Here is a 24,524-nt window from a genome sequence, read left to right as displayed (position 1 = left end):
TGCTGGTAAAGGCCCATTAATGCCTTTTTAAATGGCACACCGGGAAAGAATGACGCTACAACAACGCAGTCAAAATCGGTGAATGTAATATTCTGGTTAGAATAGCATCAAATCTATGAATATTTTTATAATTCAGTAGGTTAATGTATTTTTAGGCTAAAAATTAACACTTCCACTGGGAAAAATCTCATGATAAAAGAGAAACAGATAACATTTTAACTATTTAGTTTTGGCGCCGTCATTCAGCTTCTGCTAATTTTCGGCGCATTGAGCATGTTTTCCCGAAGGTCGAAATAGCAAGATTTTTTTCTTGATGCAGACGGGATTGCAGAATAAAAACGGGCAGGTCAACAAGGTGTGGTAAATGAACGCTCAGCAATATTGGTCTTGTCTGGCACTAGGTGTGATGACTGCTTTACCCGTCTGTGCGGCCAGCGTACCCGCCGGCGTGACCTTATCGCCACAGCAGCAAATTGTCATTAATAATGGCTCCGAAGTGGCCTCGCTTGACCCGCATAAGACGGAAGGTGTGCCGGAATCCAATATTATCCTGAATCTGCTGGACGGGCTGGTTAATACAGATAATAACGGTAAGGTTGTCCCCGGTGTGGCTGAGAGCTGGGAAAATCAGCAAGGAAAAATCTGGACCTTCACGCTGCGCAACGATGCAAAATGGAGCAACGGCGAACCGGTAACGGCTAACGATTTTGTTTACAGCTGGCGACGCCTGGCCGATCCGAAAACTGCATCTCCTTACACCAGTTATCTGCAGGCGGCGCATATTGCCAATGCCGACGAGATTATTGCGGGTAAAGCGGCACCAGACCAACTGGGCGTAAAAGCGATTGACGATCACCATTTACAAGTCACTTTAACAGAGCCCGTTCCCTATCTGATTGCCATGCTGGCGCATACGGCTATGAAACCCGTGTATGCGCCCGCTATCCAGAAATGGGGCGAGGCGTGGACTCAACCCGGGCATTATGTTGGTAATGGTGCTTATACCTTAAGTGACTGGGTCGTCAACGAAAAAATTGTCCTGAAGCGCAATCCGCTTTACTGGAACAACGCGCAAACCGTGATTGAGCAGGGGACGTTTCTGCCGATCAGTTCTGAGAACAGCGACATTAACCGCTATCGCAGCGGTGGCCTGGATATGACCAACAGCGCCATCCCGCCCAATATGTTCGCGAAGCTGCGTAAGGACATCGGCGACGAAGTCAAAGTCAGCCCCTTGTTGTGTACGTTTTATTATGAAATCAACAACAAAAAGCCGCCTTTTACTGATGCGCGCGTGCGCGCGGCTATAAAGATGACGCTGGACCGCGACATTATCGCCAAAAAGATAATGGGACAGGGCCAGATTCCGGCTTACAGTTTTACACCGCCCTATACCAATGGGGCCGCGTTAGCCACACCGGAATGGATGACCTGGTCCCAGTCGCAGCGCAATGAGGCGGCAAAGAAACTGCTGGCAGAAGCGGGTTTCGACAGTAAAAATCCTTTGCGTTTTACGCTGCTCTATAACACCTCCGATCAAAATAAAACCCAGGCGATTGCTGCAGCGTCAATGTGGCAGCGCAACCTCGGGGCGCAGGTCACCTTACAAAATCAGGAATGGAAAACGCTGCTGGAAACGCGTCATCAGGCACAGTATGACGTGGTGCGGGCCACATGGTGCGCGGATTATAACGAGCCCTCTACTTTCCTGAATATGTTCCTGAGTCAGTCGTCGACCAATACCGCGTTTTATCGTAGTGCGGCTTTTGATCGGCTGATGGCAGACACGCTAAGCGTCACAAAGGATGCTGACCGCGCGGCATTGTATCAGCAGGCTGAAACACAACTCGACAAAGACTCGGCAATTGTGCCAGTTTACTACCGCGTCAGCGTGAGGCTGGTTAAACCCTGGGTTGGCGGGTTTACCGGCCACGATCCGCAGGACATGACAGATCTGAAATATTATTTCATTAAACAACACTGATAACGCGCTTATCCGGCGGCACAGCCGGGAAGGGCGTTACCGTGCTGACCACGCTACAGGGTCAATGCTCCCCAGGTGAAAACACCGGGGCCCGAATACGGGGAACACTGAGGTCGCAAACACCCTCGGTGAAAATAAAAAAACTGGAGTTAAGAATGAACAACATCACGAAGAAAACCCTGATTGCTGCCAGCGTCTTTGCAGCGATGAGTGCGCTCACAGCCAACAGCGTTATCGCCGCCACGGTCCCTGCCGGGGTTGAGCTGGCCGCGAAGCAGGAGCTGGTAAAAGGAAACGGTAGCGAGGTTCAGTCGCTGGATCCGCACAAAATTGAAGGCGTACCGGAATCGAACGTCAGCCGTGACCTGTTTGAAGGACTGGTGATCAGCGATACCAACGGCCATCCGATTCCTGGCGTGGCAGAGAGCTGGGATAATAAAGACTTTAAAGTCTGGACCTTCCATCTGCGCAAAAATGCCAAATGGTCAAACGGTGAGCCGGTGACTGCTCAGGATTTCGTTTACAGCTGGCAGCGTCTGGCCGATCCGAAAACCGCGTCTCCTTATGCCAGCTATCTGCAATACGGTCACCTGGCCAACGTTGACGATATTATCGCCGGTAAGAAACCGCCAACAGATTTGGGCGTGAAGGCGCTTGACGATCATACGCTGCAAGTGACCCTGAGCGAGCCGGTTCCGTATTTCTATAAATTACTGATTCACTCCTCAATGTCGCCGGTAAACAAAGCGGTTATTGAGAAATTCGGTGATAAGTGGACCCAGCCTGAAAATATCGTCAGCAACGGTGCCTTTAAGCTGGAATCTCACGTCATTAACGAACGTATTACCGTTGTGCGCAACCCTGATTACTGGGATAACGCGCATACCGTGCTGAACAAAGTCACCTTCCTGCCCATTTCGTCAGAAGTCAGTGATGTTAACCGTTACTTCTCTGATAACGGCAGTGACATGACCTATAACAATCTGCCGATTGAGCTGTTCAAAAAATTACAGCGTGACAACGGTAAAGAGCTGCATGTTGACCCCTATCTGTGCACCTACTATTACGAAATTAATAACCAGAAAGCGCCTTTCACCGATCCGCGCGTACGTGCCGCATTGAAACTGGGTATCGACCGCGACATTATCGTGGATAAAGTACTGGCGCAGGGCCAGAAGCCAGCCTACAGCTACACGCCACCTGCAACAGATGGTATGGAGCTGGTGAAGCCAGAGTGGTTTACCTGGTCACAGGAAAAACGTAATGCTGAAGCCAAAAAGCTGCTGGCTGAAGCCGGTTACACGGCAGACAAACCGTTAACGTTTACGCTCCTGTACAACACCTCCGATCTGCATAAAAAACTGGCCATTGCCGCCTCGTCGATTTGGGCCAAAAATCTGGGTGTGAAAGTGAAGCTGGAGAACCAGGAGTGGAAAACCTTTCTGGATACGCGTCATCAGGGCAACTTCGACGTTGCACGTGCAGGCTGGTGTGCAGACTATAACGAACCGACGTCGTTCCTGAATACCATGCTGTCTGACAGCAGTAACAACACCGCGCACTACAAGAGCCCGGCCTTCGACAAGCTGATGAAAGATGCCCTGGCCACGACCGATGATAAAGCCCGGTCGGCTGACTATGAAAAAGCTGAGCAGCAGCTGGATAAAGACTCTGCCATCGTGCCATTGTACTACTACGTGAACACCCGTCTGGTGAAACCGTATGTCGGCGGTTATACCGGTAAAGATCCGCTGGATAACGTCGCAGACAGAAACCTGTACATCATTAAGCACTAACAGAACACCAAGAACAGCGGCGGCGCCATGAGCGCCGCCTGTATTTTTTAATGCAATGTGAAGCACCAGCCTGGTAGGTACGGCAATGTTAAAATTCATTTTGCGTCGGTTACTTGAAGCCATCCCGACGCTTTTCGTCCTTATTACTATCTCCTTCTTTATGATGCGACTGGCCCCCGGCAGTCCGTTCACGGGTGAGCGTACGCTGTCGCCAGAGGTGATGGCGAATATCGAGGCGAAATATCACCTCAACGATCCCATTGGCAAGCAATATGTTGATTACCTGATTCAACTGGCCCATGGCGACTTTGGCCCCTCCTTTAAATATAAAGACTATTCGGTGAACTACCTGGTTGGTCATGCCTTTCCGGTGTCGGCCAAACTGGGCCTTGCTGCCTTTATCCTGGCCGTGGTACTGGGCGTGACGGCAGGGGTTATCGCCGCGCTGAAGCAAAACACCCTGTGGGATTACGTCGTCATGGGGGTGGCAATGACCGGCGTGGTCATACCGAGTTTTGTGGTTGCCCCGCTGTTAGTCCTGATTTTCGCCATTACGCTGAAATGGCTGCCGGGTGGCGGCTGGAACGGTGGACAGTGGAACTATATGCTGCTGCCGATGGTGGCGTTATCCCTGGCTTACATTGCCAGTATCGCGCGTATCACTCGTGGCTCGATGATTGAGGTGATGCATTCCAACTTTATCCGTACCGCGCGAGCCAAAGGGTTGCCGTTACGTCGTATCGTTTTACGTCACGCGCTCAAGCCAGCACTGTTGCCGGTTATTTCCTATATGGGACCGGCATTTGTGGGCATTATTACTGGCTCTATGGTGATTGAATCTATTTACGGACTGCCCGGTATCGGTCAGCTGTTTGTCAACGGCGCGCTTAACCGTGACTACTCGCTGGTACTGAGCCTGACGATTCTGGTGGGGCTGTTGACCATTCTGTTTAACGCGATCGTTGATGTGCTCTATGCCGTTATCGACCCGAAAATTCGCTACTGATTCTGGAGTTCGCCATGATGTTAAGTAAGAAAAATAGCGAAGCTCTTGATGCATTCAGTGAAAAACTGGAAGTCGAAGGGCGTAGCCTGTGGCAGGATGCCCGTCGCCGTTTTATTCATAACCGGGCCGCGTTAATCAGCCTGATGGTGCTGATGTTAATCACGCTGTTTGTAATTTTCGCGCCCATGTTGTCACCGTTCTCCTATTTCGATACCGACTGGGGAATGATGTCATCCCCGCCAGATACCACGTCCGGACACTGGTTTGGGACCGACTCATCGGGGCGTGATCTGCTGGTGCGCGTCGCCATTGGCGGTCGTATTTCGTTAATGGTGGGCATTGCCGCCGCGCTGATCGCCGTGGTGGTGGGAACGCTCTACGGTTCCATTGCCGGTTACCTTGGTGGAAAAACCGACTCCGTGATGATGCGTATTCTGGAAATCCTTAACTCCTTCCCGTTTATGTTTTTCGTCATTCTGTTGGTCACCTTCTTTGGCCGTAACATCCTGCTGATTTTTGCTGCTATCGGTATGGTGTCGTGGCTGGACATGGCGCGTATCGTGCGTGGACAAACTCTGAGCCTGAAGCGCAAAGAGTTTATTGAAGCGGCGCATGTCGGCGGCGTTTCGACCTGGAAAATCGTGACGCGCCATATCGTGCCTAACGTACTGGGCGTGGTGGTGGTTTACGCCTCGCTGCTGGTGCCCAGCATGATTCTGTTCGAATCATTCCTGAGCTTTCTCGGCCTGGGCACCCAGGAGCCGCTGAGTAGCTGGGGCGCGCTGTTGAGCGATGGGGCTAACTCCATGGAAGTTTCGCCGTGGCTGTTGCTGTTCCCGGCCATTTTCCTGGTGGTCACGCTGTTCTGTTTTAACTTTATTGGCGATGGCCTGCGTGATGCCCTCGACCCCAAAGATCGTTAAGGAGTTTCCCGATGACTATTCATGAATTTCAGCCTGCTCAGGCTGCACGCGCGGGAAGCGACCTGTTGCTTGAAGTGAAAGACTTACGTGTTACGTTCGGCACCCATGACGGTGATGTCACCGCCGTGAACGATCTCAATTTCTCACTGCGTGCCGGGGAAACCCTGGGCATTGTCGGTGAGTCAGGCTCGGGTAAATCGCAAACCGCGTTTGCGCTGATGGGCCTGCTGGCCAGCAATGGCCGCATTGGCGGCTCTGCGTTGTTCAACGGTAAAGAGATTCTTAATCTGCCGGAAAAACAGTTAAACCGGCTGCGCGCTGAACAAATCGCGATGATTTTTCAGGATCCCATGACATCACTGAATCCGTATATGCGGGTCGGCGAACAGTTAATGGAAGTGCTGAAACTGCACAAAGGCATGAGCAGCGCTCAGGCCTTTGAAGAGTCGGTGAAAATGCTGGACGCGGTAAAAATGCCTGAAGCCCGCAAACGCATGAAGATGTACCCACATGAGTTTTCGGGCGGGATGCGTCAGCGCGTGATGATCGCGATGGCGCTCCTGTGCCGGCCTAAGCTGCTGATTGCGGATGAACCGACGACCGCACTGGATGTTACGGTGCAGGCGCAGATTATGACGCTGCTGAATGAGCTGAAGCGCGAGTTCAATACGGCGATCATCATGATTACCCACGATCTGGGCGTTGTGGCCGGGATCTGCGATAAAGTGCTGGTGATGTATGCCGGCCGCACCATGGAATACGGTCGCGCGCGCGATGTGTTTTATCAGCCGGCTCACCCCTACTCGATTGGTCTCCTGAATGCGGTGCCAAGACTGGATGCAGAAGGTGAAAGCCTGACCACCATTCCGGGTAATCCACCAAACCTGCTGCGTCTGCCGCAGGGTTGTCCGTTCCAGCCGCGCTGTCCGCATGCCATGGATATCTGTTCCAAAGCACCGCCGCTGTTACCGTTTGCAGAAGGGCGCTTACGCGCCTGCTTTAAGCCGGTGGAGGAACTCGTATGAGCCTGGCAGAAAAAAAAGTCCTACTCGAAATTGCCGATCTGAAAGTTCATTTCGACATCAAGGATGACAAGCAGTGGTTCTGGCAGCCGCCAAAAACGCTGAAGGCCGTGGATGGCGTCAGTCTGCGTCTGTACGAAGGAGAAACGCTGGGTGTGGTGGGCGAATCCGGCTGCGGTAAATCCACGCTGGCACGAGCGATTATCGGGTTAGTAAAAGCCACGGAAGGCCGTGTCACCTGGCTTGGCCGTAACCTGCTGGGGCAGAGTGAGGAAGAGTGGCGTAAGGCGCGTAGCGATATCCAGATGATATTTCAGGATCCGCTGGCCTCGCTTAACCCGCGCATGACCATCGGCGATATTATCGCCGAGCCCTTACGCACCTATCACCCTGAGCTTTCTCGCCAGGACATCAAAGATCGCGTCAAAACGATGATGATGAAAGTGGGCTTGTTGCCTAACCTGATTAACCGGTATCCGCACGAGTTTTCAGGCGGTCAGTGTCAGCGTATCGGCATTGCGCGTGCATTGATTCTTGAGCCTAAACTGATCATCTGTGATGAACCGGTCTCTGCACTGGATGTGTCCATTCAGGCGCAGGTGGTCAACCTGCTACAGCAACTGCAGCGAGAAATGGGGCTGTCGCTGATCTTTATCGCCCACGACCTGGCGGTGGTGAAGCACATCTCGGATCGCGTACTGGTGATGTATCTGGGCCACGCGGTGGAGCTGGGCACCTACGATGAGGTGTATACCCATCCGCAGCATCCTTATACCAAAGCGCTGATGTCAGCCGTACCGATTCCCGATCCGGATCTGGAAAAAAATAAGCAGATTCAGTTGCTGGAAGGGGAGTTACCGTCGCCGATCAATCCGCCATCCGGGTGCGTTTTCCGCACCCGCTGCCCGATTGCCGGACCGGAATGCGCCAAAACGCGGCCGCTGCTCGAAGGCAGCTTTCGCCATGCGGTGTCCTGCCTGAAGGTGGATCCGCTTTAAACCAAAACGCCGGGCTGTTGCCCGGCGTTTTCGTTACGAGGTGAGGACTACTCACGCCATAAAATATGGCACAGCTTGTGATCTTTTTCCCGACACAGCAGTACGCGCGCAAACACATCGGTAATAGGTTCGCCGTCTGCTTCGCCCAGACCAATGACCACTTCAGAGAAAAAGTCGGGGTTCAAATCGAAGTCCACGTGCTCCTGCCAGTCTTCGCCCGGATCAAACAGTTCTGCGCCGCCACGCTCTTCAAACTGCAGATTGAAAAGAATAATGTCTGCAGGGTCAAGGTTGTCACCTGCCAGTTCAAGAAAAATGTCGTAGGCCTGTTCCAGCGTTTCGTCTTCTGTCAGGCGGTTGTTCAGATCCATTTTCGGTCCCGTTTATCTGAGGGCGGTTCGTAATTTCGCTCGTTTTACAGTAAAGGACTAAAGAAGTAAAACAGTCGTTCGACAATCCGCTTCCACCAGGCACGTTTTGCCCACCGTCTGGCGTCAAGCAGACGCGAACGGGCAATATAGTCGTCCTGGACGCAGGCCAAATCGCTGCCAAATCCGGCATCATCGACGGCGAGTGTGATTTCGAAATTCAGCCATAAGCTGCGCATATCGAGATTTACGGTCCCCACTAAACTCAACTGACCATCGACCAGCACGCTTTTGGTATGCAGCAGGCCATCTTCAAACTGGTAGATCTTAACGCCGGCCTCAAGCAGCTCACTAAAAAACGAGCGGCTGGCCCAGCTTACCAGCAAAGAGTCGTTGTGCCGGGGAACCACCAGACTCACATTGACGCCACGTAGCGCAGCCGTGCAGATGGCATGCAGCAGATCGTCACTGGGCACCAGATAAGGCGTGGTCATGATCAGCTGTTCGCGGGCAGAGTAGACCGCCGTAAGCAACGCCTGATGAATTAAATCCTCGGGGAAACCGGGACCGGAAGCGATCACCTGAACGGTATGACCACTTTCCTGTTCGAACGGCATAATATTGCGGTCGGGCGGTGGGGGCAGAATACGCTTGCCGGTCTCAATTTCCCAGTCACAGCTGTAAACGATCCCCATGGCGGTTGATACCGGCCCTTCCATACGCGCCATCAGATCGACCCACTGACCCACGCCCGCGTCCTGTTTAAAAAAGCGCGGGTCCACCAGATTCATGCTGCCGGTATAGGCGATATAGTTGTCAATCAACACCATTTTGCGATGCTGACGTAAATCCATACGACGCAGAAAGACACGTAGCAGGCTGACCTGTAGCGCCTCAACCACATCAATACCCGCATTACGCATCATCCCGACCCACGGGCTGCGGAAGAAGGCGACGCTCCCTGCGGAATCCAGCATAAGGCGGCAGTGAACACCGCGCCGCGACGCGGCCATCAGGGATTCGGCGACTTCATCCGCCAGTCCGCCCGGATTCCAGATATAAAACACCATCTCAATATTGTGCCGGGCCAGCTGAATATCCCTGATAAGGGCTTTCATTACATCGTCCGAACTGGTCAACAGCTGTAACTGATTCCCTTTTACCCCTGCGATGCCCTGACGGTTGTTGCACAACTGAAATAACGCCTGCGCGACATCGCTGTAATCGGTGGCAAAGATTTCGGTACGCTTTTTAAGATCATTCAGCCAGCGGGCGGTAGAGGGCCACATCGTTCGCGCGCGTTCAGCCCGGCGTTTACCCAGATGCAATTCACCAAACGACAGATAAGCAATAATGCCAACCAGTGGCAGAATAAAAATAATCAGCAGCCATGCCATTGCCGAGGTTACGGCTCGTCGCTTCATCAGAATGCGCAGGGTAATACCCGCAATCAATAACCAGTAACCAAATACCAATAACCAACTGATAAGCGTATAAAACGTCGTCATTAAGTGGACATCCTGTTCGCGCTTGAATCTGAGAAGTTTACGTGGAGATGGTAGGGAGTGAAACCCTTAATCATCGTGGTATGTCAATGCAAGATCCGATTTGGCATTAGCGCAGAGATCTCTATAATGCGTGCGCGTGAGTCAGATGTCAGAGAGGAAGTTATGAGACGAAGCAGAAACGAAGTGGCCCGCTGGAGAATGTTGCGTCAGGTGCAGCGTCGACGTTCGCGCTGGCTGGAAGGGCAGTCACGCCGCTATAAACGCATCCACGGGATTCGCCATCAACTGGCGCAACAGCAACGTCGTTCCATTCTGTTTATCACACAAAATCTCTGATGACGCAGCCGCGCGAAGCGGCTGTTAAATTACTGTCCGGTCATCAATAAGTTCACGTTAACCAACTGGACGGCTGCCGCCAGTACAATCAGCATGACGATCAGGTGCTTTTTGTTTCGCCAGCCGTGCTTTCGCCACAGATACAACGCGCCCCCCAAAAGCAGGGTGATGACCAGCAGCAGGGCCATGATAATGGCATGCATTCAGACTATCTCTGTAGAAGCGTCAGTGTTGTCGGCGGGCTCAGAAAACCCGCTTAAACGGCTTGACGCTGACGTGTTTGTAAACACCCGCCGCAATATAGGGATCGTCCGCTGCCCAGGCCTGGGCCGTTTCCAGTGACGGGAACTCTGCAATCACCGTGGAGCCGGTGAAACCGGCTACGCCAGGATCGTTACTGTCAACCGCAGGCATGGGGCCTGCAACGATCAAACGGCCTTCTTCATGCAGCAGCTTCAGACGCGCAAGGTGAGCGGGGCGCACCGCGTTGCGTTTTTCCAGAGAATCGGCGTTATCTTCAGCATAAATGACGTAAAGCACTAGGGCGCTCCCATTGACTCTATAAATTTTGCAACACGGTAAGGGATAGTTAAGTAGAGTGCAAACGAAACCTTGCGTCAATAACGTGCTGAGCATAATGGGCTAAAGGGGCTTTTTTCGCCCGGCACTAAGGTGATTATTGAAACTGATTGCTATTTGCATTTAAAATCAGGGCTTCATTTGATAACTGCGATTGTTATGACCACGCTGACTATGCCTTTACCGAAACGCACGCCTGTCGCCATGATGTTGTCCGTTGTGCTCCATGGTGCAGTCATTGCCGGTATTCTCTATGCGTCTTTTCATCAAACCCGAGAACTGCCCAAAGCATCCCAGCCAATCAGTGTGACAATGGTCGCGCCCGAGGTTCAGCCTGAACCCGCAATCACACAACCGACACCGCAACCGGACCCCCAGCCAGCCCCCGAGCCTGTGGCAGAGCCGAAACCCGCTCCGGAACCGCCTAAAGCTGAGCCAGTGCCGATTCCCAAACCGGAACCCAAACCTGAGCCAAAACCCAGACCGCGGCACCCGCCCAAACATACACAGCCAAAACGCGAAGTAAAACCGCGTGAGGAAGCGAAGCCCCAGGCCAACCCCTTTAAGCAGGATGCGCCTGCAACACAGACTAAGCCTGCGACAGCGCCGAAAGCGACACCGTCAGCAACACCTGCGCAGACGGCCTCAACCGGCCCAAAAGCGCTGAATATCAGCAAGCCAGCCTATCCGCCACGCGCGGCGGCCCTGCGAGTAGAAGGCCGTGTCAGAGTGAAATTTGATGTGGACAGTGACGGACGGGTCGACAACATTGATATTCTGTCTGCGGAACCGCGCAACATGTTTGAGCGCAGCGTCAAACAGGCCATGCGTTCGTGGCGCTATCAAAGCGGTAAGCCCGGTACCGGTCTGACGATGAATATTGTGTTTAAAATTAACGGCGGGGCCAGCCTTGAATAAGGCTTGTGAGGCGTTTCAGCAACGTGAAGTCGGCTAAGCGGGCCCGGACCCGCCCGGGTCCGGTTCAGATTCAGCCTGTCTGCGATGTCAGGCTGAACCGCACTCAGGCAGGGGCTGACTGATTATCCCGTCCCGCAGGCAGCTGACGGGGATGGCCTTCATTGTCCACCGCAACATAAATAAAGACCGCTTCGGTTGCGCAATAGGTCTGACCAATAGGCTCAGACGACACTTTCTTAATCCATACCTGCACATTGATCGTCATTGAGCTGTTGCCCGTGCGAATGCACTGTGCGTAGCAACTGACAACATCGCCGACCGCGACGGGTTTTAAAAAGGTCATACCATCCACTCTGACGGTGACGACACGGCCCTCGGCGATTTCTTTTGCCAGAATGGCACCGCCCATATCCATTTGCGACATTAACCAGCCACCGAAGATGTCGCCGTTTGCGTTAGTATCCGCAGGCATCGCGAGCGTCCGCATGACCATTTCGCCCTGGGGCAATTTATGTTTTTCGTCCATTGCGTTGTTTTCTTATGTAATGAAAGAAAGGCTGCCCGCACAGACGGGCAGCAGGTTTATTTTTGCTGTTGTTGCGGCATCTTACGCCAGATATAGAGCCCACTCAGTAAGGTAAAGAGCAGCGTCAGGCCGGTCAGCCCAAACACTTTAAAGTTAACCCAGACTGACTGAGGTAACCAAAATGCCACATAGATATTCGCCAGACCACACAATAAAAAGAAGAGGGCCCAGGCAATATTCAGATTGCGCCATACGGTGTTGGGTAACTCCAGCTCTTTTCCCAACATGGTCTGAATTAACGGCTGTTTCATAAACCACTGGCTGAACAGTAACGCCAGCGCAAACAGGCTGTAGATCACCGTGACTTTCCATTTAATAAATTCATCATTATGGAAAACCAGGGTGAGCGTGCCAAACACCGCCACCAGCACAAACGTAAAAATGGTCATTTTTTCAAGCTTGCGATAGAGCACCCAGCTTGCCACCAGCGCCAGGCCGGTCGCGACAACCAGGGCTCCTGAGGCGACGAAGATGTCGTACAACTTATAAAAAATAAAGAAAACCACAAGGGGAAGAAAGTCGAGTAACTGCTTCATAGTCATTCCAGTTAAGGCGGTATTCCCGGCCAGTGCGCCCCAAGGCGCACGGACAATCAACGTAACAGCATATAAAGCCGGTACAGGTAAATTACTAACAGGGTTGAAATCAGATTCCCGATAGCGGTGAAAATCACCGTCGACACGTTCATCGGCAGCACCACTAACGAGGTAAAGAAAAACATCACTGCCAGTTTTGCCAGCAGCCACAGAATAATGGCTGGTGCAATCAGTCTGACGTTTTTCCAGGCCATGCGCATGCTGGCGCGCATGGCGGCGATAACGCCCAGTTTTTCATTTGCCAGAATGATTGGCGACAACGAGAGCACGATGGTAAGCAGCACGCCAGGCACCACCAGAACCATAAAACCCAGTTGGGCGACCAGGGTGATCAAAAAGGTCAGCAGCAGCAGTTTCGGTAATAAAGGCGCGGATGTACCAATGGCACGCAGCGCGCTCACGCGCTGGCCAGACGATACCAGCGGAATCAGGCACAGCATACCGCCCAACAGCAGCGTATTGCCGACAAGGCCTGCAAAAGTACCCGCAGCAGACGCACGCAGCAGAACCTGCTGCTGTTCGGGTGACATGCTCTGCACCATTTCAAACAGCGAGGCACTGCTGATATCGCCTTGCTGCAGGATCGCCATTTGATCGTCACCCGGTGTGAAGGCATGTAAAAGCATCACTGTGACAAACGCGGTCAACAGTGACATCAGCACCAGGGTAATCAGTTGATGACGAAAAAAATTTCCTGTGTCACGGTATAACGATCTTGCCGTGATAGACATGTACACTCCTTGAAAGAACCGGGTTAATTAACCCGTCGATTGTACATGTTCTGGCGGCTCGCTGGCACCCGCAACCGGATAACTTTCTGTCATAACAGGTAAAGATGGGTGAAACAGTGCGGGAAGGCCATAGCGTGCCCGGGCCCGATCGCAGCCTTCATTCCCGATCCCGTTTTCGCCGGACATAGCAAACTCCCGGCAGGGCGAGGGGCGGTTCTCATAAATACTGCACGACACGCAGTGGCCGATTTCCCCTTCAAGCGCAATACAGCGCGGCGAACGATCGTTCGTCCCACGCATATTTCGCATCATCAGACTTAAAGGTTCCGTTAATTCTGTGGGAACGGGGCCGCCCGCATCGTCGGCTTCAGCCCAGTAAAACGAGACGCGGAAGTGGGCACAACAGGCACCACAGCTAATACAGGGGTTTGTAGTTTCACTCATTTGATCGCCCGCCACCTCTAAGGCATCGAACCAAAATCACAGGGGGAGATGAGCAAAGTAATGCCGCTCCATTTTTTCGGCAAGCACTATTTGTGTCCGGGATACGGGCATAAAATTGATCTGAGTCAATTCATTGTTTTTTATATCATTTTTCCGTCTTGATTTAGATGCATTTATAAAAAAAACGCGTTAAACCTGTGCGCACAAAAAAATGATTCAGTGCAGGCACCTTACTTTCTCACAGGAGTGACTATGAAACTGGCTAAATGCGCCATGCTGCTGGCGCTTGCGTTACCTCAACTGGCACTGGCCCACCAGGCAGGTGATTTTTTTATTCGCGCAGGTAGCGCCACCGTTCGACCTAACGAAGGCTCGGATAACGTACTGGGTATGGGCGGATTCAGTGCCAGTAATGATACCCAACTGGGCTTAACGTTTACCTATATGGCGACAGACAATATTGGCGTCGAGCTACTGGCGGCCACACCGTTCCGCCATAAAGTTGGCCTTGGCCCAACGGGCACGCTGGCGACGGTCCGGCAATTGCCGCCAACGCTGATGGCACAGTACTACTTCTTTGACAGCCAAAGCAAAGCGCGACCCTATGTCGGCGTCGGCATTAACTACACGACGTTTTACGATGCAACGTTTAATCAGACCGGTCGTGATGCGGGATTAAGTGATCTCAGTGTGAAAGACTCGTGGGGCATTGCCGGTCAGGTAGGGCTGGATTATCAGATTAACCGTGACTGGCTGCTGAATGCATCATTGTGGTACATGGATATTGATACGAACGTGAAATTTAAATCGGGCGATCAGCAGCAAAATATTCATATGCGTGTTGACCCCTGGGTATTCTTCTTTGGCGCAGGTTATCGCTTCTGAAGAAAAAAGGGCCACGCAATGCGTGGCCCTTTTGGGTTTAAAACGGCGTTATTTAATTTGCATGTTATTCACGACGGATCTTACCCCAGCAACGCTTCGGGTCACCTGAACGGCACGGTTAGCCATTTGCGGTGAGCTGACAAAGCCGCTGAGCTGCACTTTACCTTTAAAGGTTTCAACGTTGATTTCGGTTGATTTCAGCGACTCATCTTTTAACAATTCGGCTTTCACTTTGGTGGTAATCACGGTGTCATCAATGTAACCGCCGGTGCCTTCTTTCGTTGGCGTTGGCGCACAGGCGCTGAGTGTTAATGCAACAACAGCCGCGACCATGGCACTTGCCAGCACTTTAAACCATTTCATTGCTTCTCTCCCTGTCACAAATAGGATACGTCGTTACCATAACGGCGCCTGTTAATTGTGGTGCAGAAAATCCGAAATGGGCAAACGGACAGCGAAAAAAAACAGCGAAATCATGCCTTACCGGGCGGTAAGGCATAAGGTGAAGGCTGTTAGCGGGTGGCGGCTTTGAGATCGTGGATAAATGTTCTCAATGCGTCCAGCATGACCTCTGGCTCGGCGTGATGCTTTTCAATAATTTTCACAACAGCGGAACCTGAAATTGCACCGGCTGTGCCTGCCGCGAGAGAGTCTTTTACCTGGGAAGGTTCGGAAATGCCAAAGCCCTGTAGCGGCGGGGCTGCATGGTATTCCTTCAGGCGGGTTATCAGATGATCAAGTGGCAGGCTGGCCCGCTTTTCAGTACCCGTCACGCCCGCTCGTGATAACAGATAGGTGTAACCGCGACCGTGAGAAGCGATTTCGCGCAGAAGTTCATCGCTGGCGTTCGGTGGGCAGATGAAAATGGGCGCAATACCGTGACGCATAGCCGCCTGACGGAAAGGTGCCGATTCCTCTACGGGCACATCAGCCACGAGGACAGAGTCGACCCCCGCTTTGGCACAACGCGCATAAAAGTCATCAATACCATTGCTGAACACCAGATTGGCATACATCAGTAAACCTATCGGGAGTTCGGGATATTTTTGACGAATCGCCGCGAGCATTTCAAAACACTGTGCCGTCGTCGTTCCGCCAGCGAAGGCACGCAGTGTTGCACTTTGAATAGTAGGACCATCTGCTAAAGGATCAGAAAAGGGAATTCCCAGTTCAAGTGCGTCAGCCCCGCCTTCTACCAGCGCATCGATAATGCGTAATGACAGGGCAGGTGACGGGTCACCCAGAGTTACGAAGGGAACCAGCGCACCTTCTTTCTTCGCCGCCAGACGCGTAAACAGTCGATCATAACGTTCCATCAAATTTCTCCCTGCGCAGTCAGAATATCGTGAACGGTGAAGATATCTTTATCACCCCGCCCAGAAAGGTTCACCACAATCAGCTGCTCTTTCTCCGGCTCCGCCTTCGCCATTTTTAAAGCATGGGCCAGCGCATGGGCGGATTCAAGCGCAGGGATAATGCCTTCCGCACGACAAAGCGTTTTAAAGGCTGCCAGCGCTTCATTGTCGGTGACGGAAACATAGTCCGCGCGGCCGATGCTGTTCAGATGGGCGTGCTGAGGGCCGACTGACGGGAAATCGAGGCCGGCAGAAATCGAGTAGGACTCTTCGATTTGCCCTTCGCTGGTCTGCATCATCGGGGCTTTCATCCCGAAGTAGATGCCGACCCGGCCGTGTTTCAGCGGTGCGCCGTGCTCACCGGTTTCGATACCGTGGCCCGCTGGCTCAACGCCAATCAGTTTGACGCTCTCTTCCTCGATGAAATCGGCAAACATGCCAATCGCATTGGAGCCGCCGCCGACGCAGGCGATGACGGCGTCGGGCAGACGTCCTTCTTTTTCCAGAATCTGTTTTTTCGTCTCTTCACCGATCATGCGCTGGAACTCACGCACGATGGTCGGGAACGGGTGCGGGCCGGCCGCGGTGCCCAGCATATAGTGGGCGGTTTCATAGCTGCCCGACCAGTCACGCAGCGCCTCGTTACAGGCATCTTTCAGGGTGGCGGAACCGCTGTGAACCGGAATCACTTCGGCACCCATCAGGCGCATACGAAAGACGTTAGGTGACTGACGCTCAACATCCTTGGCGCCCATGTAGATGCGGCATTTCATGCCCAGCAGCGCACAGGCCAGGGCAGAAGCCACACCATGCTGACCGGCTCCGGTTTCCGCAATAATCTCGTTTTTGCCCATCCGTTTAGCCAGCAACGCCTGTCCCAGTACCTGGTTCGTTTTGTGCGCGCCGCCGTGCAGCAGATCTTCACGTTTCAGGTAAAGGCGGGTTTGAGTGCCTTTGGTCAGGTTACCGCACAGGGTTAAGGCTGTCGGGCGGCCGGCATAGTTTTTCAACAGGTCGGTAAATTCAGCCTGAAACTCAGGGTCTTTTTGGGCGCTGACAAAGGCTTCTTCAAGCTGCTTCAGCGCAGGCATCAGAATTTGTGGCACGTACATGCCGCCAAACTCGCCGAAATAGGGATTAAGTAAAGTCATGGATCTATCCTTTTGTGTGCCCGCCTTCAGGCGGGCCAGTCCAGTCAGTAGGCGCGAAGCGTTCGGAACACCGCCGCAATTTTGCTGGCATCTTTGATGCCTGGCGCGCTTTCTACACCGGAATTAAAATCGAGTCCTGCACAACCCAACTGTGCGGCTTCCACACAGTTATCCGCGCTCAGCCCACCGGCCAGCAGAACATTCTTCAGGTCCTGCCCGTGTAGCAGCGACCAGTCAAAGGTCTGGCCCGAACCGCCCTGACCATTATCGAAAACGTAACGGTCAATATGCGGCCAGTTACGTTCTGGCAACGCGTCGCTGATGCTGAGCGCTTTCCAGATTTGTACCTGTTCAGGCAGTGCCTGATAAAGCGCAGCCACATAAGCGTGGTCTTCATCGCCATGCAACTGCACAGCAGACAGCTGCAATGATTCCACTTTAGTGACAATGTCACTTATTGCCGCATTGCGGAACACACCCACATAGTTAAGCGGGGCACCGGCTATCACGGCACGTGCTTTCTCGGTATCCACCTGACGCGGCGAGCCCTCGGCAAAAATAATTCCGCCGTAAATAGCGCCGGCATCACAGGCCGCGCAGGCATCTTCAGGGCGCGTCAGTCCGCATACCTTGTTGCTGCCCAGGGTGACACGTCGCACCGCAGCGTGAAGATCCTCTTCTTCCATCAATGCCGAACCGATCAGGAAGCCATTTGCAAAATGACTCAGTTCACGCACATCGCGGTAATTGTTGATGCCCGATTCGCTGATAACGGTCACACCTTGCCCCAGACGCGGCGCAAGCTGACGCGTCCGGTTGAGATCAATCGACAGATCGCGCAGGTCGCGGTTATTAATGCCGACCACTTTGGCTTCCAGCGCAATAGCGCGTTCCAGCTCCTGCTCATTGCTGACTTCAGTCAAAACGCCCATCTGCAGGCTGTGTGCGATGGCGGAAAGCTGACGATACTGCTCATCATCCACGACCGACAGCATCAGCAGGATGGCGTCAGCCTGATAAAAACGCGCCAGATAAATTTGATAAGGGTCGATGATAAAGTCTTTACACAGCACCGGCTGCGTAATCGCAGCACTAACGACGGGCAAAAAGGCAAAGTCGCCCTGGAAATATTTTTCGTCGGTTAATACCGAAACGGCAGAAGCATAATGGCGATACACCCCGGCGATCATTTCGGGATCGAAATCATCGCGGATCAGCCCTTTTGAAGGCGAAGCCTTTTTGCATTCCAGAATAAAGGCAGTGCGGGTGCCCTGCAGTGCGTCATAAAAGCTACGGCTGGAAGGAACAATGCGCGGCTGGAAGCTTTCCAGCGGTTGCTGCTGCTTACGCGCTTCAACCCAGACGGCTTTGTCTTTCACGATTTTATCTAACACTGTACCCTGCATGATTATCCTCTTGATGCCAGAGCCACCACGCGCTCATAAGCCTGACCGCTACGGATGGCGTTAAGCGCACGCTGTGCATTTTCACGGAGATCTTCATTACCAAATACTTTCAGGAGCATGGCCACATTCACGGCAACCGCCTCCTCATGGGCCTGCTCGCCATTACCCTGGAGTAAACGTGTCAGAATGTCACGGTTTTCTTCGGGTGTGCCGCCTGCCAGCGCGTCTTTAGGATGGAATCCGAAACCAAAATCCTCCGGACTTAACTGATAGCGGGTGATTTCCCCTTCGCGCAGCTCGGCCACCTGTGTCACATCGTGCAGGGCAACCTCATCCATGCCGCCGCCATGTACCACGGCTGCACGCTGGTAGCCTAATACTTTCAGCGTCTGAGCAATCGGCAAGACCAGCTCAGGGCTGTACACGCCAATAACGGCTAACGGTGGGCGCGCAGGGTTGATCAGTGGCCCCAGAACGTTAAACAACGTGCGGGTCTTCAACTGCTGACGCACCGGCATAGCATGGCGAAAGCCCGTGTGGTACTGCGGTGCGAACAGGAAGCAGACATTCAGATCGTCCAGTGCGCGCCGCGCCAGCTCAGCGGGCATATCCAGGTTAATCCCGAAAGCGGCCAGCAGGTCGGATGACCCCGATTTGCTGGATACGCTGCGATTGCCATGTTTTGCCACCTTCAGACCACAGGTAGCGGCGACAAAGGCACTGGCGGTTGAAATATTAATGCTGTTACTGCCATCCCCGCCGGTGCCCACAATATCGGCGAACGCATAATCCGGACGCGGAAACGGTTTGGCATCTTCAAGTAAGGCACAGGCTGCCCCGGCGATTTCCTCCGGGTTCTCGCCCCGGACTTTCATCGCAACCAACGCCGCCGCCAGTTGGGTAGGTTCAAGCTGGCCGGTAATAATGGCGCTGAACAGCTGGTGGCTTTCTGCCTGCGTCAGACTATGCGACTGGTAAAGTTTTTCCAGAATCGGTTGCATTGCGTTCTCCCTGTTACTTCGCCAGCGCCCAGGCAAGTGTCTGTTCAAGCAGACGTGCGCCCTGAGTGGTTAAAATGGATTCAGGATGGAACTGGAATCCGCAGACCCGATCGTGTTCATGACGGACGGCCATCACCATGCCGTTGTAGCTGGCATTGACCGTTAATTCGTCTGGTGTATTGCTGCCCACCAGTGAGTGGTAACGGGCAACGGGAAGAGGATTACTCAGTCCGGTAAACATCGCCTCGCCGTCATGGATAATGGATGACGCTTTGCCATGCAAAATTTCACCGGCCTGACCGACATGGCCGCCATACGCTTCCACAATCGCCTGATGGCCCAGGCAGATCCCGATAATCGGTAACTTTCCGCGTAGCGCACGCAGCAGTTCGGGCATACAGCCCGCGTCTTTCGGCGCGCCAGGGCCGGGTGACAGCATCAGGACAGGATTGTCCATGCTCTGCAAACGTTCAATCAGCAAAGCGGCCGGTACGTTGTTGCGGTAAATCACCACGTTGTGCCCAAAGGTGCGCAGTTGATCGACAAGGTTGTAGGTAAATGAGTCGATGTTATCCAGCAGCAGGATGTCAGCCATCAGAAGATCTCCTTGCAGTGATGAGCAGTGGCGATAGCGCGCAGCACCGCGCGGGCTTTATTGCGGCTTTCATCGGCCTCGGCCTGTGGGTTAGAGTCGAGCACCACGCCCGCGCCGGCCTGTACAGTGGCCACGCCGTCTTCCACGTAGGCTGAGCGGATCACAATACAGGTATCCAAATCACCGTTGGCGGTGAAATAGCCGACAGCGCCGCCGTAAATACCGCGTCGGGTGCCTTCGGCTTCAGCGATCAGTTGCATGGCGCGAACTTTAGGCGCGCCGCTCAGCGTGCCCATATTCATGCAGGCGCGGTAGGCATGTAGCACATCCAGATCCTCACGCAATGTCCCCACCACGCGTGAGACCAGGTGCATAACAAAGGAATAACGATCAACCTTGGTCAGATCCGCAACGTAGCGGCTTCCGGGACGACAAATGCGCGCCAGGTCATTGCGTGCGAGATCGACCAGCATCAGGTGCTCGGCCAGCTCTTTATGATCGGTGCGCATTTCAAGTTCGATACGGCTGTCCAGATCGCGGTCCAGCGAGCCATCCGCATGTCGACCGCGTGGACGCGTTCCGGCAATCGGGTAAATTTCGATCTGTCGTGAGGCGGCGTCGTACTTGAGCGAGCTTTCCGGCGAGGCGCCAAAGAGCGAAAAATCCTGATCCTGCATAAAGAACATATACGGGCTGGGATTACTGCGTTTTAACGTATCGTAAGCGGCCAGCGGCGACGGGCAGGGCAGTGAGAAGCGACGTGATGGCACGACCTGGAAGATCTCACCAATACGAATAGCATCCTGCATCTTCCTCACCACATTACAGTATTCCTCATCGCTCTGGCTGGTGGTCAGCGTCATCGTTTCGACCGGCTTGACGGGCAACGCAGGTGCAGGTTGCAGCATTTGTCCGTGTAACTGCTCAATACGGCTTTGCAGACGCTGGAATTCGTGGGTGGACGGACAGAACAGGCTGGCCTGCAGGCGGGCACTGTGTGCCTGGTGATCGAGCACCAGCAGGGTTTCCGCCAGATAGAAACAGTAGTCAGGGCAGCGCTGCTCACTGCTGAGCGTCGGCAGGTCCTCAAAACCCGCGACCAGATCATAGGCAAACAGGCCGCCAACGAACACGGCTTCGCGCTCATCGGCGGGCGAGTTCACTAACTGCGGAATCACACGCAGGGCATCAAACACCGACAGGGCGCGTAAGCGAGAGTCTTCATCTTGCTGATCGTGAGTTGTCGTAAATGTTAACACCCGGCCATCAGGGCGCGATTCATTTTTGATTTCGGCGGGAAGCGCCTCGTCCAGCAGCGGCAGCAGCGCCCGACCATTATCAGACAGGGCTTGCACAGTGACGCAGTTACCCAGCGCGCTGATACGCAGGGCACTGTCGATGATCATCAGACTTTTTAAATTTTCCTTGCTGTCGATATCCGCAGATTCAAGCAGCAGCGTTGACGGGCGCGCGCCGCATAACTGATGAAAAACCGCGGCGGGATCTTCCCGATAAGGGGCGTTACCGGTAATTAACTTCACTGTAGGTTTTGCATTGAGCATGATGATTTCTCTGAATGTCGTCCAAAAAAAAGCCCGCTTGTTGGCGGGCTCAGGTATCTGCACAGGTTTACGCTAAGTGTGCACGACAACGCCGCCCGACCGGGAAACATTGCGCCACCAACCAGTGAAAAGCGTAATAACCATTTTCATAAACACATACCCGTCTGCGGTGAACTTGTGTACTAGTTAACTGGTTCGTGACAAAAATGTCAATACACTTTTTCAGTGACCCATAAAATCGTTATCATGCTGACCTGTTCCATCGCCAGCAGGAGTTGTTTTGAGCGATATCGCCCGTTTTCCGCTTTACGATCTACATAGTCATACACGGGCTTCCGATGGATTGCTATCCCCGCAGGCGCTGGTCGAGCGTGCGGTTGAAATGCGCGTAGGTGTGCTGGCCATTACCGATCATGATACCGTGGCGGGCGTCGCCGAGGCACAGCAGGCCGCATTACGTGCTTCGTTGCCAGTCAATGTCATAGCCGGCGTCGAGATTTCCACGCTGTGGGAAAATCATGAGATCCATATTGTTGGATTAAATATCGATATTCATCATCCCGTCATGACGCAGTTCCTCGCTGGTCAGTATACGACGCGACTGGAACGCGCCCAACGCATTGCTGAGCGGCTTGAAAAAGCCCAGATTCCCGATGCACTGGCGGGCGCCCTGCGTTTAGCCGAAGGGGGAATGATCACGCGGGGACATTTTGCCCGCTATCTGGTTGAGGTTGGCAAAGCGAGCACTATGGCGCAGGTATTCAAAAATTATCTGGCCCGAGGCAAAACCGGCTACGTGCCGCCGCAATGGTGTACAATTAATCAAGCCATTGATGCCATTCACCATTCTGGTGGCTGTGCGGTGCTGGCTCATCCGGGACGCTACGGATTGTCGGCAAAATGGCTGAAACGCCTGATCGCGTATTTTCGCGCTGCGGGGGGTGATGCTATCGAGGTGGCACAATGTCAGCAGGCACCCGATGAGCGTACCACGTTAGCCGGGTACGCCCGGGATAACGATCTGGCCGCATCGCAAGGTTCTGATTTTCATCAACCCTGCCCGTGGATTGAGTTAGGCCGCAAACTGTGGTTACCCGCAGCCGTAGAACCCGTCTGGGAACGCTTTCCCGCACTGGCTCCGGCTGCTGAATGCACGGAAAGGTGACAAGAGGTTTTTATGAGTCAACTGTTTCATATTCATCCGGATAATCCGCAACCGCGTCTGATTAACCAGGCTGTGGAGTACCTGAACAAAGGTGGCGTGATTGTTTATCCGACCGACTCAGGCTATGCCCTGGGATGTCGTCTGGAAGAAAAAGGCGCGATGGAGCGCATTTGCCGTATACGACAACTCGATGGCCATCATAATTTCACACTGATGTGCCGCGATTTGTCTGAGTTGTCGGTGTATTCACAGGTGGGCAACAGCGCGTTCCGCCTGATTAAAAATAACACGCCGGGCAATTACACGTTTATTCTGAAGGCGACGAAAGAAGTCCCGCGCCGTCTGATGAACGAGAAACGTAAAACCATTGGTTTACGTGTCCCGTCGAATCCAGTGGCCCTGGCGTTACTGGAAGCGCTTAATGAACCGATGATGTCGACATCCTTGATTCTGCCAGGCAATGATTTCACTGAATCTGATCCGGAAGACATTCAGCAGAGTATTGGTAAGCTGGTGGACTTAATCATTGACGGCGGCACGCTGGGACAGCAGCCTACCACCGTGATTGATTTGACCAGTGATGCCCCTGAAATTGTCCGTGAAGGCGCTGGCGACACAACGCCTTTTATGTAAGCCATTCAGGTTTTACGGGTGTCAGGAATCGTCGCCTGTAACCAGTTTTTAAACTGGCCGTAAGGGATATAGAGTGACACATCTTTCAGTATCACTTTCCCGCTACGGCCATTTTTAATTGAATCGGAATACCCGACGATCACGCCGCCGATGGTATCGTCACTATTGAAGACCCCACCGCCAGACATCCCCTGAACCACGCCAGCATTGGAAGCCATCGCGATGCACGGACTTTTATTCCAGAGGTTACGAATGGCGGTGCGTGCGAGATTCACACCTTTTGATTCAACAGGTAGCGCCGAAATATAGCTGTAACCGTACATCTTTACGTGATCGCCAATATCGGTGCTGCGGAAGTGAGCCAGCGTATCAGGCGGATTCTTGTGATAAATAATCGCAAGGTCGCAGTAAGGGTGATAAGACTTCACGCGCTGCACGGCAAATTTTGCCACATGCGCGGCAGTCAGGCTGTATTCAGGCGTCAACGGAATAGTGGTGCCCAGCGTGCCTAAACCCAGAATCGTCGGAATGCCTGTCACGCTCATATCCACGTGCTGCATTGCCGTTCGGCTGTACTCGGTATGGCCCACGGAACAACCGCTCAGCGCCAACGCAATCAACGCTGAACTTACAAAACGTTTTTTCATGGTGGTGTCTTCGCTTAAGCATGCCAGTAAAATCCCTGGTGAAGATTAAGGACATGCAAATTAAAGCTCATCGTGAGCCGTATTAACGCAGCGTTTCCCGATGCGCCAGTATTAAGATTAATAACAACCCTTTAGCGTGCTGCAATTTAATGCCCGAGTCAGAAATAACTGACACCGTACGGATTAAAATCTGCTCACTGTCCGGTCGCATAATGTGTTATCGGCAATAGATTGCAATAGTCCAATTTTTTTTAACTTTACGAGGGTAGAAAAAAAAGTCATTGCGGACTTAATGATAAAAAACAGGGTGATGACCACCTTATTATTCT

At 53.1% G+C, this 24,524-nt stretch carries 25 protein-coding genes, 1 pseudogene and 1 other annotated feature; of the genes and pseudogenes, 11 read left to right on the top strand and 15 right to left on the bottom strand.

What is annotated here, in order from left to right; genetic code table 11:
• The first annotated feature begins 364 nt into the window (after positions 1 to 364).
• From C7434_RS06780 to oppF, 6 genes are all read left to right on the top strand, one after another.
• Complete coding sequence (locus C7434_RS06780; protein WP_039343018.1) at positions 365 to 1,984, top strand: ABC transporter substrate-binding protein; 1,620 nt, start codon at positions 365 to 367, stop codon at positions 1,982 to 1,984.
• Positions 1,985 to 2,139: 155 nt separating this feature from the next.
• On the top strand, positions 2,140 to 3,780 hold the full coding sequence (oppA, locus tag C7434_RS06775) for an oligopeptide ABC transporter substrate-binding protein OppA (RefSeq protein ID WP_039343014.1): 1,641 nt from the start codon (positions 2,140 to 2,142) through the stop codon (positions 3,778 to 3,780).
• 85 nt (positions 3,781 to 3,865) lie between these two features.
• Entirely contained in the window at positions 3,866 to 4,786 is a 921-nt protein-coding gene (gene oppB / locus C7434_RS06770; RefSeq protein ID WP_006119378.1) for an oligopeptide ABC transporter permease OppB, read from the top strand.
• Between the two features lie 14 nt (positions 4,787 to 4,800).
• Positions 4,801 to 5,709, top strand: coding sequence for an oligopeptide ABC transporter permease OppC (gene oppC / locus C7434_RS06765; protein ID WP_133745256.1), 909 nt, complete (start codon positions 4,801 to 4,803; stop codon positions 5,707 to 5,709).
• Positions 5,710 to 5,720: 11 nt separating this feature from the next.
• Positions 5,721 to 6,734, top strand: a complete 1,014-nt coding sequence (locus C7434_RS06760) for an ABC transporter ATP-binding protein (protein WP_006119374.1) — start codon at positions 5,721 to 5,723, stop codon at positions 6,732 to 6,734.
• Positions 6,731 to 7,729 carry a murein tripeptide/oligopeptide ABC transporter ATP binding protein OppF gene (gene oppF, locus C7434_RS06755; protein WP_039343011.1) on the top strand — a complete coding sequence of 333 codons (999 nt, stop codon included), beginning with the start codon at positions 6,731 to 6,733 and terminating at the stop codon, positions 7,727 to 7,729. The genes C7434_RS06760 and oppF overlap by 4 nt, the downstream gene beginning before the upstream one ends.
• A 47-nt stretch (positions 7,730 to 7,776) precedes the next feature.
• Here oppF and C7434_RS06750 read toward each other — a convergent pair whose 3' ends face one another.
• A complete protein-coding gene (locus tag C7434_RS06750) occupies positions 7,777 to 8,100 on the bottom strand; it encodes an HI1450 family dsDNA-mimic protein (RefSeq protein WP_006119371.1) in 324 nt (107 codons plus the stop codon).
• A gap of 44 nt (positions 8,101 to 8,144) precedes the next feature.
• Positions 8,145 to 9,605: a cardiolipin synthase gene (cls, locus tag C7434_RS06745; RefSeq protein WP_033741857.1), complete on the bottom strand. Its 1,461-nt coding sequence runs from the start codon at positions 9,603 to 9,605 to the stop codon at positions 8,145 to 8,147.
• A 162-nt stretch (positions 9,606 to 9,767) separates the two neighbouring features.
• Between cls and C7434_RS06740 the strand changes: the two genes are divergently transcribed.
• Positions 9,768 to 9,941, top strand: a complete 174-nt coding sequence (locus C7434_RS06740) for a YciY family protein (RefSeq protein WP_006119368.1) — start codon at positions 9,768 to 9,770, stop codon at positions 9,939 to 9,941.
• A gap of 29 nt (positions 9,942 to 9,970) precedes the next feature.
• Here the strand turns inward: C7434_RS06740 and C7434_RS21930 are convergent, their stop codons facing one another.
• Both C7434_RS21930 and C7434_RS06735 read right to left on the bottom strand, forming a co-directional pair.
• Positions 9,971 to 10,144: a hypothetical protein gene (locus C7434_RS21930; RefSeq protein WP_166649046.1), complete on the bottom strand. Its 174-nt coding sequence runs from the start codon at positions 10,142 to 10,144 to the stop codon at positions 9,971 to 9,973.
• A 40-nt stretch (positions 10,145 to 10,184) separates the two neighbouring features.
• Positions 10,185 to 10,481 (bottom strand): YciI family protein, encoded by a 297-nt coding sequence (locus C7434_RS06735; RefSeq protein ID WP_006119366.1) that lies wholly within the window; start codon positions 10,479 to 10,481, stop codon positions 10,185 to 10,187.
• Positions 10,482 to 10,679: 198 nt separating this feature from the next.
• Here C7434_RS06735 and tonB point away from each other — a divergent pair, with 198 nt between their 5' ends.
• Positions 10,680 to 11,438 (top strand): TonB system transport protein TonB, encoded by a 759-nt coding sequence (gene tonB / locus C7434_RS06730; RefSeq protein ID WP_133745255.1) that lies wholly within the window; start codon positions 10,680 to 10,682, stop codon positions 11,436 to 11,438.
• 103 nt (positions 11,439 to 11,541) lie between these two features.
• On the opposite strand, the gene yciA is transcribed toward tonB, so the two are convergent.
• From yciA to C7434_RS06710, 4 genes are read right to left on the bottom strand one after another with little or no spacing between them, the layout of a single operon-like run.
• On the bottom strand, positions 11,542 to 11,964 hold the full coding sequence (yciA, locus tag C7434_RS06725; RefSeq protein WP_033741850.1) for an acyl-CoA thioester hydrolase YciA: 423 nt from the start codon (positions 11,962 to 11,964) through the stop codon (positions 11,542 to 11,544).
• Between the two features lie 56 nt (positions 11,965 to 12,020).
• Complete coding sequence (locus C7434_RS06720) at positions 12,021 to 12,560, bottom strand: septation protein A (protein WP_006119363.1); 540 nt, start codon at positions 12,558 to 12,560, stop codon at positions 12,021 to 12,023.
• A gap of 56 nt (positions 12,561 to 12,616) precedes the next feature.
• Entirely contained in the window at positions 12,617 to 13,351 is a 735-nt protein-coding gene (locus C7434_RS06715; RefSeq protein ID WP_033741847.1) for a YciC family protein, read from the bottom strand.
• Positions 13,352 to 13,378: 27 nt separating this feature from the next.
• The gene (locus C7434_RS06710; protein ID WP_033741845.1) at positions 13,379 to 13,795 is read right to left on the bottom strand and encodes a YkgJ family cysteine cluster protein; all 417 of its coding nucleotides are present in this window, start codon (positions 13,793 to 13,795) and stop codon (positions 13,379 to 13,381) included.
• 252 nt (positions 13,796 to 14,047) lie between these two features.
• On the opposite strand from C7434_RS06710, the gene ompW reads away from it, so the two are divergent.
• Positions 14,048 to 14,680 (top strand): outer membrane protein OmpW, encoded by a 633-nt coding sequence (gene ompW / locus C7434_RS06705; RefSeq protein WP_039342995.1) that lies wholly within the window; start codon positions 14,048 to 14,050, stop codon positions 14,678 to 14,680.
• Between the two features lie 48 nt (positions 14,681 to 14,728).
• Here the strand turns inward: ompW and C7434_RS06700 are convergent, their stop codons facing one another.
• From C7434_RS06700 to C7434_RS06670, 6 genes and pseudogenes are all read right to left on the bottom strand, one after another.
• The gene (locus tag C7434_RS06700; protein WP_006119359.1) at positions 14,729 to 15,043 is read right to left on the bottom strand and encodes a BON domain-containing protein; all 315 of its coding nucleotides are present in this window, start codon (positions 15,041 to 15,043) and stop codon (positions 14,729 to 14,731) included.
• 149 nt (positions 15,044 to 15,192) lie between these two features.
• The gene (trpA, locus tag C7434_RS06695; protein WP_033741843.1) at positions 15,193 to 15,996 is read right to left on the bottom strand and encodes a tryptophan synthase subunit alpha; all 804 of its coding nucleotides are present in this window, start codon (positions 15,994 to 15,996) and stop codon (positions 15,193 to 15,195) included.
• A complete protein-coding gene (gene trpB / locus C7434_RS06690; RefSeq protein ID WP_033741842.1) occupies positions 15,996 to 17,186 on the bottom strand; it encodes a tryptophan synthase subunit beta in 1,191 nt (396 codons plus the stop codon). The genes trpA and trpB overlap by 1 nt, the downstream gene beginning before the upstream one ends.
• Positions 17,187 to 17,230: 44 nt before the next feature.
• Entirely contained in the window at positions 17,231 to 18,592 is a 1,362-nt protein-coding gene (gene trpCF / locus C7434_RS06685; RefSeq protein ID WP_033741841.1) for a bifunctional indole-3-glycerol-phosphate synthase TrpC/phosphoribosylanthranilate isomerase TrpF, read from the bottom strand.
• Between the two features lie 2 nt (positions 18,593 to 18,594).
• A pseudogene (trpD, locus tag C7434_RS22155) lies at positions 18,595 to 20,188 on the bottom strand (bifunctional anthranilate synthase glutamate amidotransferase component TrpG/anthranilate phosphoribosyltransferase TrpD).
• Positions 20,188 to 21,750 carry an anthranilate synthase component 1 gene (locus C7434_RS06670; RefSeq protein WP_054633693.1) on the bottom strand — a complete coding sequence of 521 codons (1,563 nt, stop codon included), beginning with the start codon at positions 21,748 to 21,750 and terminating at the stop codon, positions 20,188 to 20,190. Before C7434_RS06670 ends, trpD begins: the two are co-directional and overlap by 1 nt.
• A 23-nt stretch (positions 21,751 to 21,773) precedes the next feature.
• Positions 21,774 to 21,876, bottom strand: a sequence feature (Trp leader region).
• Positions 21,877 to 22,030: 154 nt separating this feature from the next.
• On the opposite strand from C7434_RS06670, the gene C7434_RS06665 reads away from it, so the two are divergent.
• Positions 22,031 to 22,915, top strand: coding sequence for a PHP domain-containing protein (locus tag C7434_RS06665; RefSeq protein WP_006119350.1), 885 nt, complete (start codon positions 22,031 to 22,033; stop codon positions 22,913 to 22,915).
• 12 nt (positions 22,916 to 22,927) lie between these two features.
• Positions 22,928 to 23,548 (top strand): L-threonylcarbamoyladenylate synthase, encoded by a 621-nt coding sequence (locus tag C7434_RS06660; RefSeq protein WP_033741837.1) that lies wholly within the window; start codon positions 22,928 to 22,930, stop codon positions 23,546 to 23,548.
• Between the two features lie 5 nt (positions 23,549 to 23,553).
• Here the strand turns inward: C7434_RS06660 and C7434_RS06655 are convergent, their stop codons facing one another.
• A complete protein-coding gene (locus tag C7434_RS06655) occupies positions 23,554 to 24,195 on the bottom strand; it encodes a hypothetical protein (protein WP_006119348.1) in 642 nt (213 codons plus the stop codon).
• Between the last annotated feature and the right edge of the window lie 329 nt (positions 24,196 to 24,524).

The organism is Pantoea sp. PNA 14-12 (genome assembly GCF_004364735.1).
Taxonomy (GTDB): domain Bacteria; phylum Pseudomonadota; class Gammaproteobacteria; order Enterobacterales; family Enterobacteriaceae; genus Pantoea; species Pantoea stewartii.
This window is presented reverse-complemented; position numbering and strand designations above follow the sequence as displayed.

Excerpts from the sequence above, each read along its gene's own strand:
- trpB (WP_033741842.1), bottom strand. The coding sequence starts at position 17,186 with ATGACTTTACTTAATCCCTATTTCGGCGAGTTTGGCGGCATGTACGTG.
- cls (WP_033741857.1), bottom strand. The coding sequence starts at position 9,605 with ATGACGACGTTTTATACGCTTATCAGTTGGTTATTGGTATTTGGTTAC.
- yciA (WP_033741850.1), bottom strand. The coding sequence starts at position 11,964 with ATGGACGAAAAACATAAATTGCCCCAGGGCGAAATGGTCATGCGGACG.
- trpCF (WP_033741841.1), bottom strand. The coding sequence starts at position 18,592 with ATGCAGGGTACAGTGTTAGATAAAATCGTGAAAGACAAAGCCGTCTGG.
- C7434_RS06720 (WP_006119363.1), bottom strand. The coding sequence starts at position 12,560 with ATGAAGCAGTTACTCGACTTTCTTCCCCTTGTGGTTTTCTTTATTTTT.
- oppB (WP_006119378.1), top strand. The coding sequence starts at position 3,866 with ATGTTAAAATTCATTTTGCGTCGGTTACTTGAAGCCATCCCGACGCTT.
- C7434_RS06780 (WP_039343018.1), top strand. The coding sequence starts at position 365 with ATGAACGCTCAGCAATATTGGTCTTGTCTGGCACTAGGTGTGATGACT.
- C7434_RS06750 (WP_006119371.1), bottom strand. The coding sequence starts at position 8,100 with ATGGATCTGAACAACCGCCTGACAGAAGACGAAACGCTGGAACAGGCC.
- trpA (WP_033741843.1), bottom strand. The coding sequence starts at position 15,996 with ATGGAACGTTATGATCGACTGTTTACGCGTCTGGCGGCGAAGAAAGAA.
- oppA (WP_039343014.1), top strand. The coding sequence starts at position 2,140 with ATGAACAACATCACGAAGAAAACCCTGATTGCTGCCAGCGTCTTTGCA.
- C7434_RS06655 (WP_006119348.1), bottom strand. The coding sequence starts at position 24,195 with ATGAAAAAACGTTTTGTAAGTTCAGCGTTGATTGCGTTGGCGCTGAGC.
- C7434_RS21930 (WP_166649046.1), bottom strand. The coding sequence starts at position 10,144 with ATGCATGCCATTATCATGGCCCTGCTGCTGGTCATCACCCTGCTTTTG.
- ompW (WP_039342995.1), top strand. The coding sequence starts at position 14,048 with ATGAAACTGGCTAAATGCGCCATGCTGCTGGCGCTTGCGTTACCTCAA.
- C7434_RS06715 (WP_033741847.1), bottom strand. The coding sequence starts at position 13,351 with ATGTCTATCACGGCAAGATCGTTATACCGTGACACAGGAAATTTTTTT.
- C7434_RS06740 (WP_006119368.1), top strand. The coding sequence starts at position 9,768 with ATGAGACGAAGCAGAAACGAAGTGGCCCGCTGGAGAATGTTGCGTCAG.
- C7434_RS06700 (WP_006119359.1), bottom strand. The coding sequence starts at position 15,043 with ATGAAATGGTTTAAAGTGCTGGCAAGTGCCATGGTCGCGGCTGTTGTT.
- C7434_RS06710 (WP_033741845.1), bottom strand. The coding sequence starts at position 13,795 with ATGAGTGAAACTACAAACCCCTGTATTAGCTGTGGTGCCTGTTGTGCC.
- oppF (WP_039343011.1), top strand. The coding sequence starts at position 6,731 with ATGAGCCTGGCAGAAAAAAAAGTCCTACTCGAAATTGCCGATCTGAAA.
- C7434_RS06670 (WP_054633693.1), bottom strand. The coding sequence starts at position 21,750 with ATGCTCAATGCAAAACCTACAGTGAAGTTAATTACCGGTAACGCCCCT.
- C7434_RS06760 (WP_006119374.1), top strand. The coding sequence starts at position 5,721 with ATGACTATTCATGAATTTCAGCCTGCTCAGGCTGCACGCGCGGGAAGC.
- tonB (WP_133745255.1), top strand. The coding sequence starts at position 10,680 with ATGACCACGCTGACTATGCCTTTACCGAAACGCACGCCTGTCGCCATG.
- oppC (WP_133745256.1), top strand. The coding sequence starts at position 4,801 with ATGATGTTAAGTAAGAAAAATAGCGAAGCTCTTGATGCATTCAGTGAA.
- C7434_RS06660 (WP_033741837.1), top strand. The coding sequence starts at position 22,928 with ATGAGTCAACTGTTTCATATTCATCCGGATAATCCGCAACCGCGTCTG.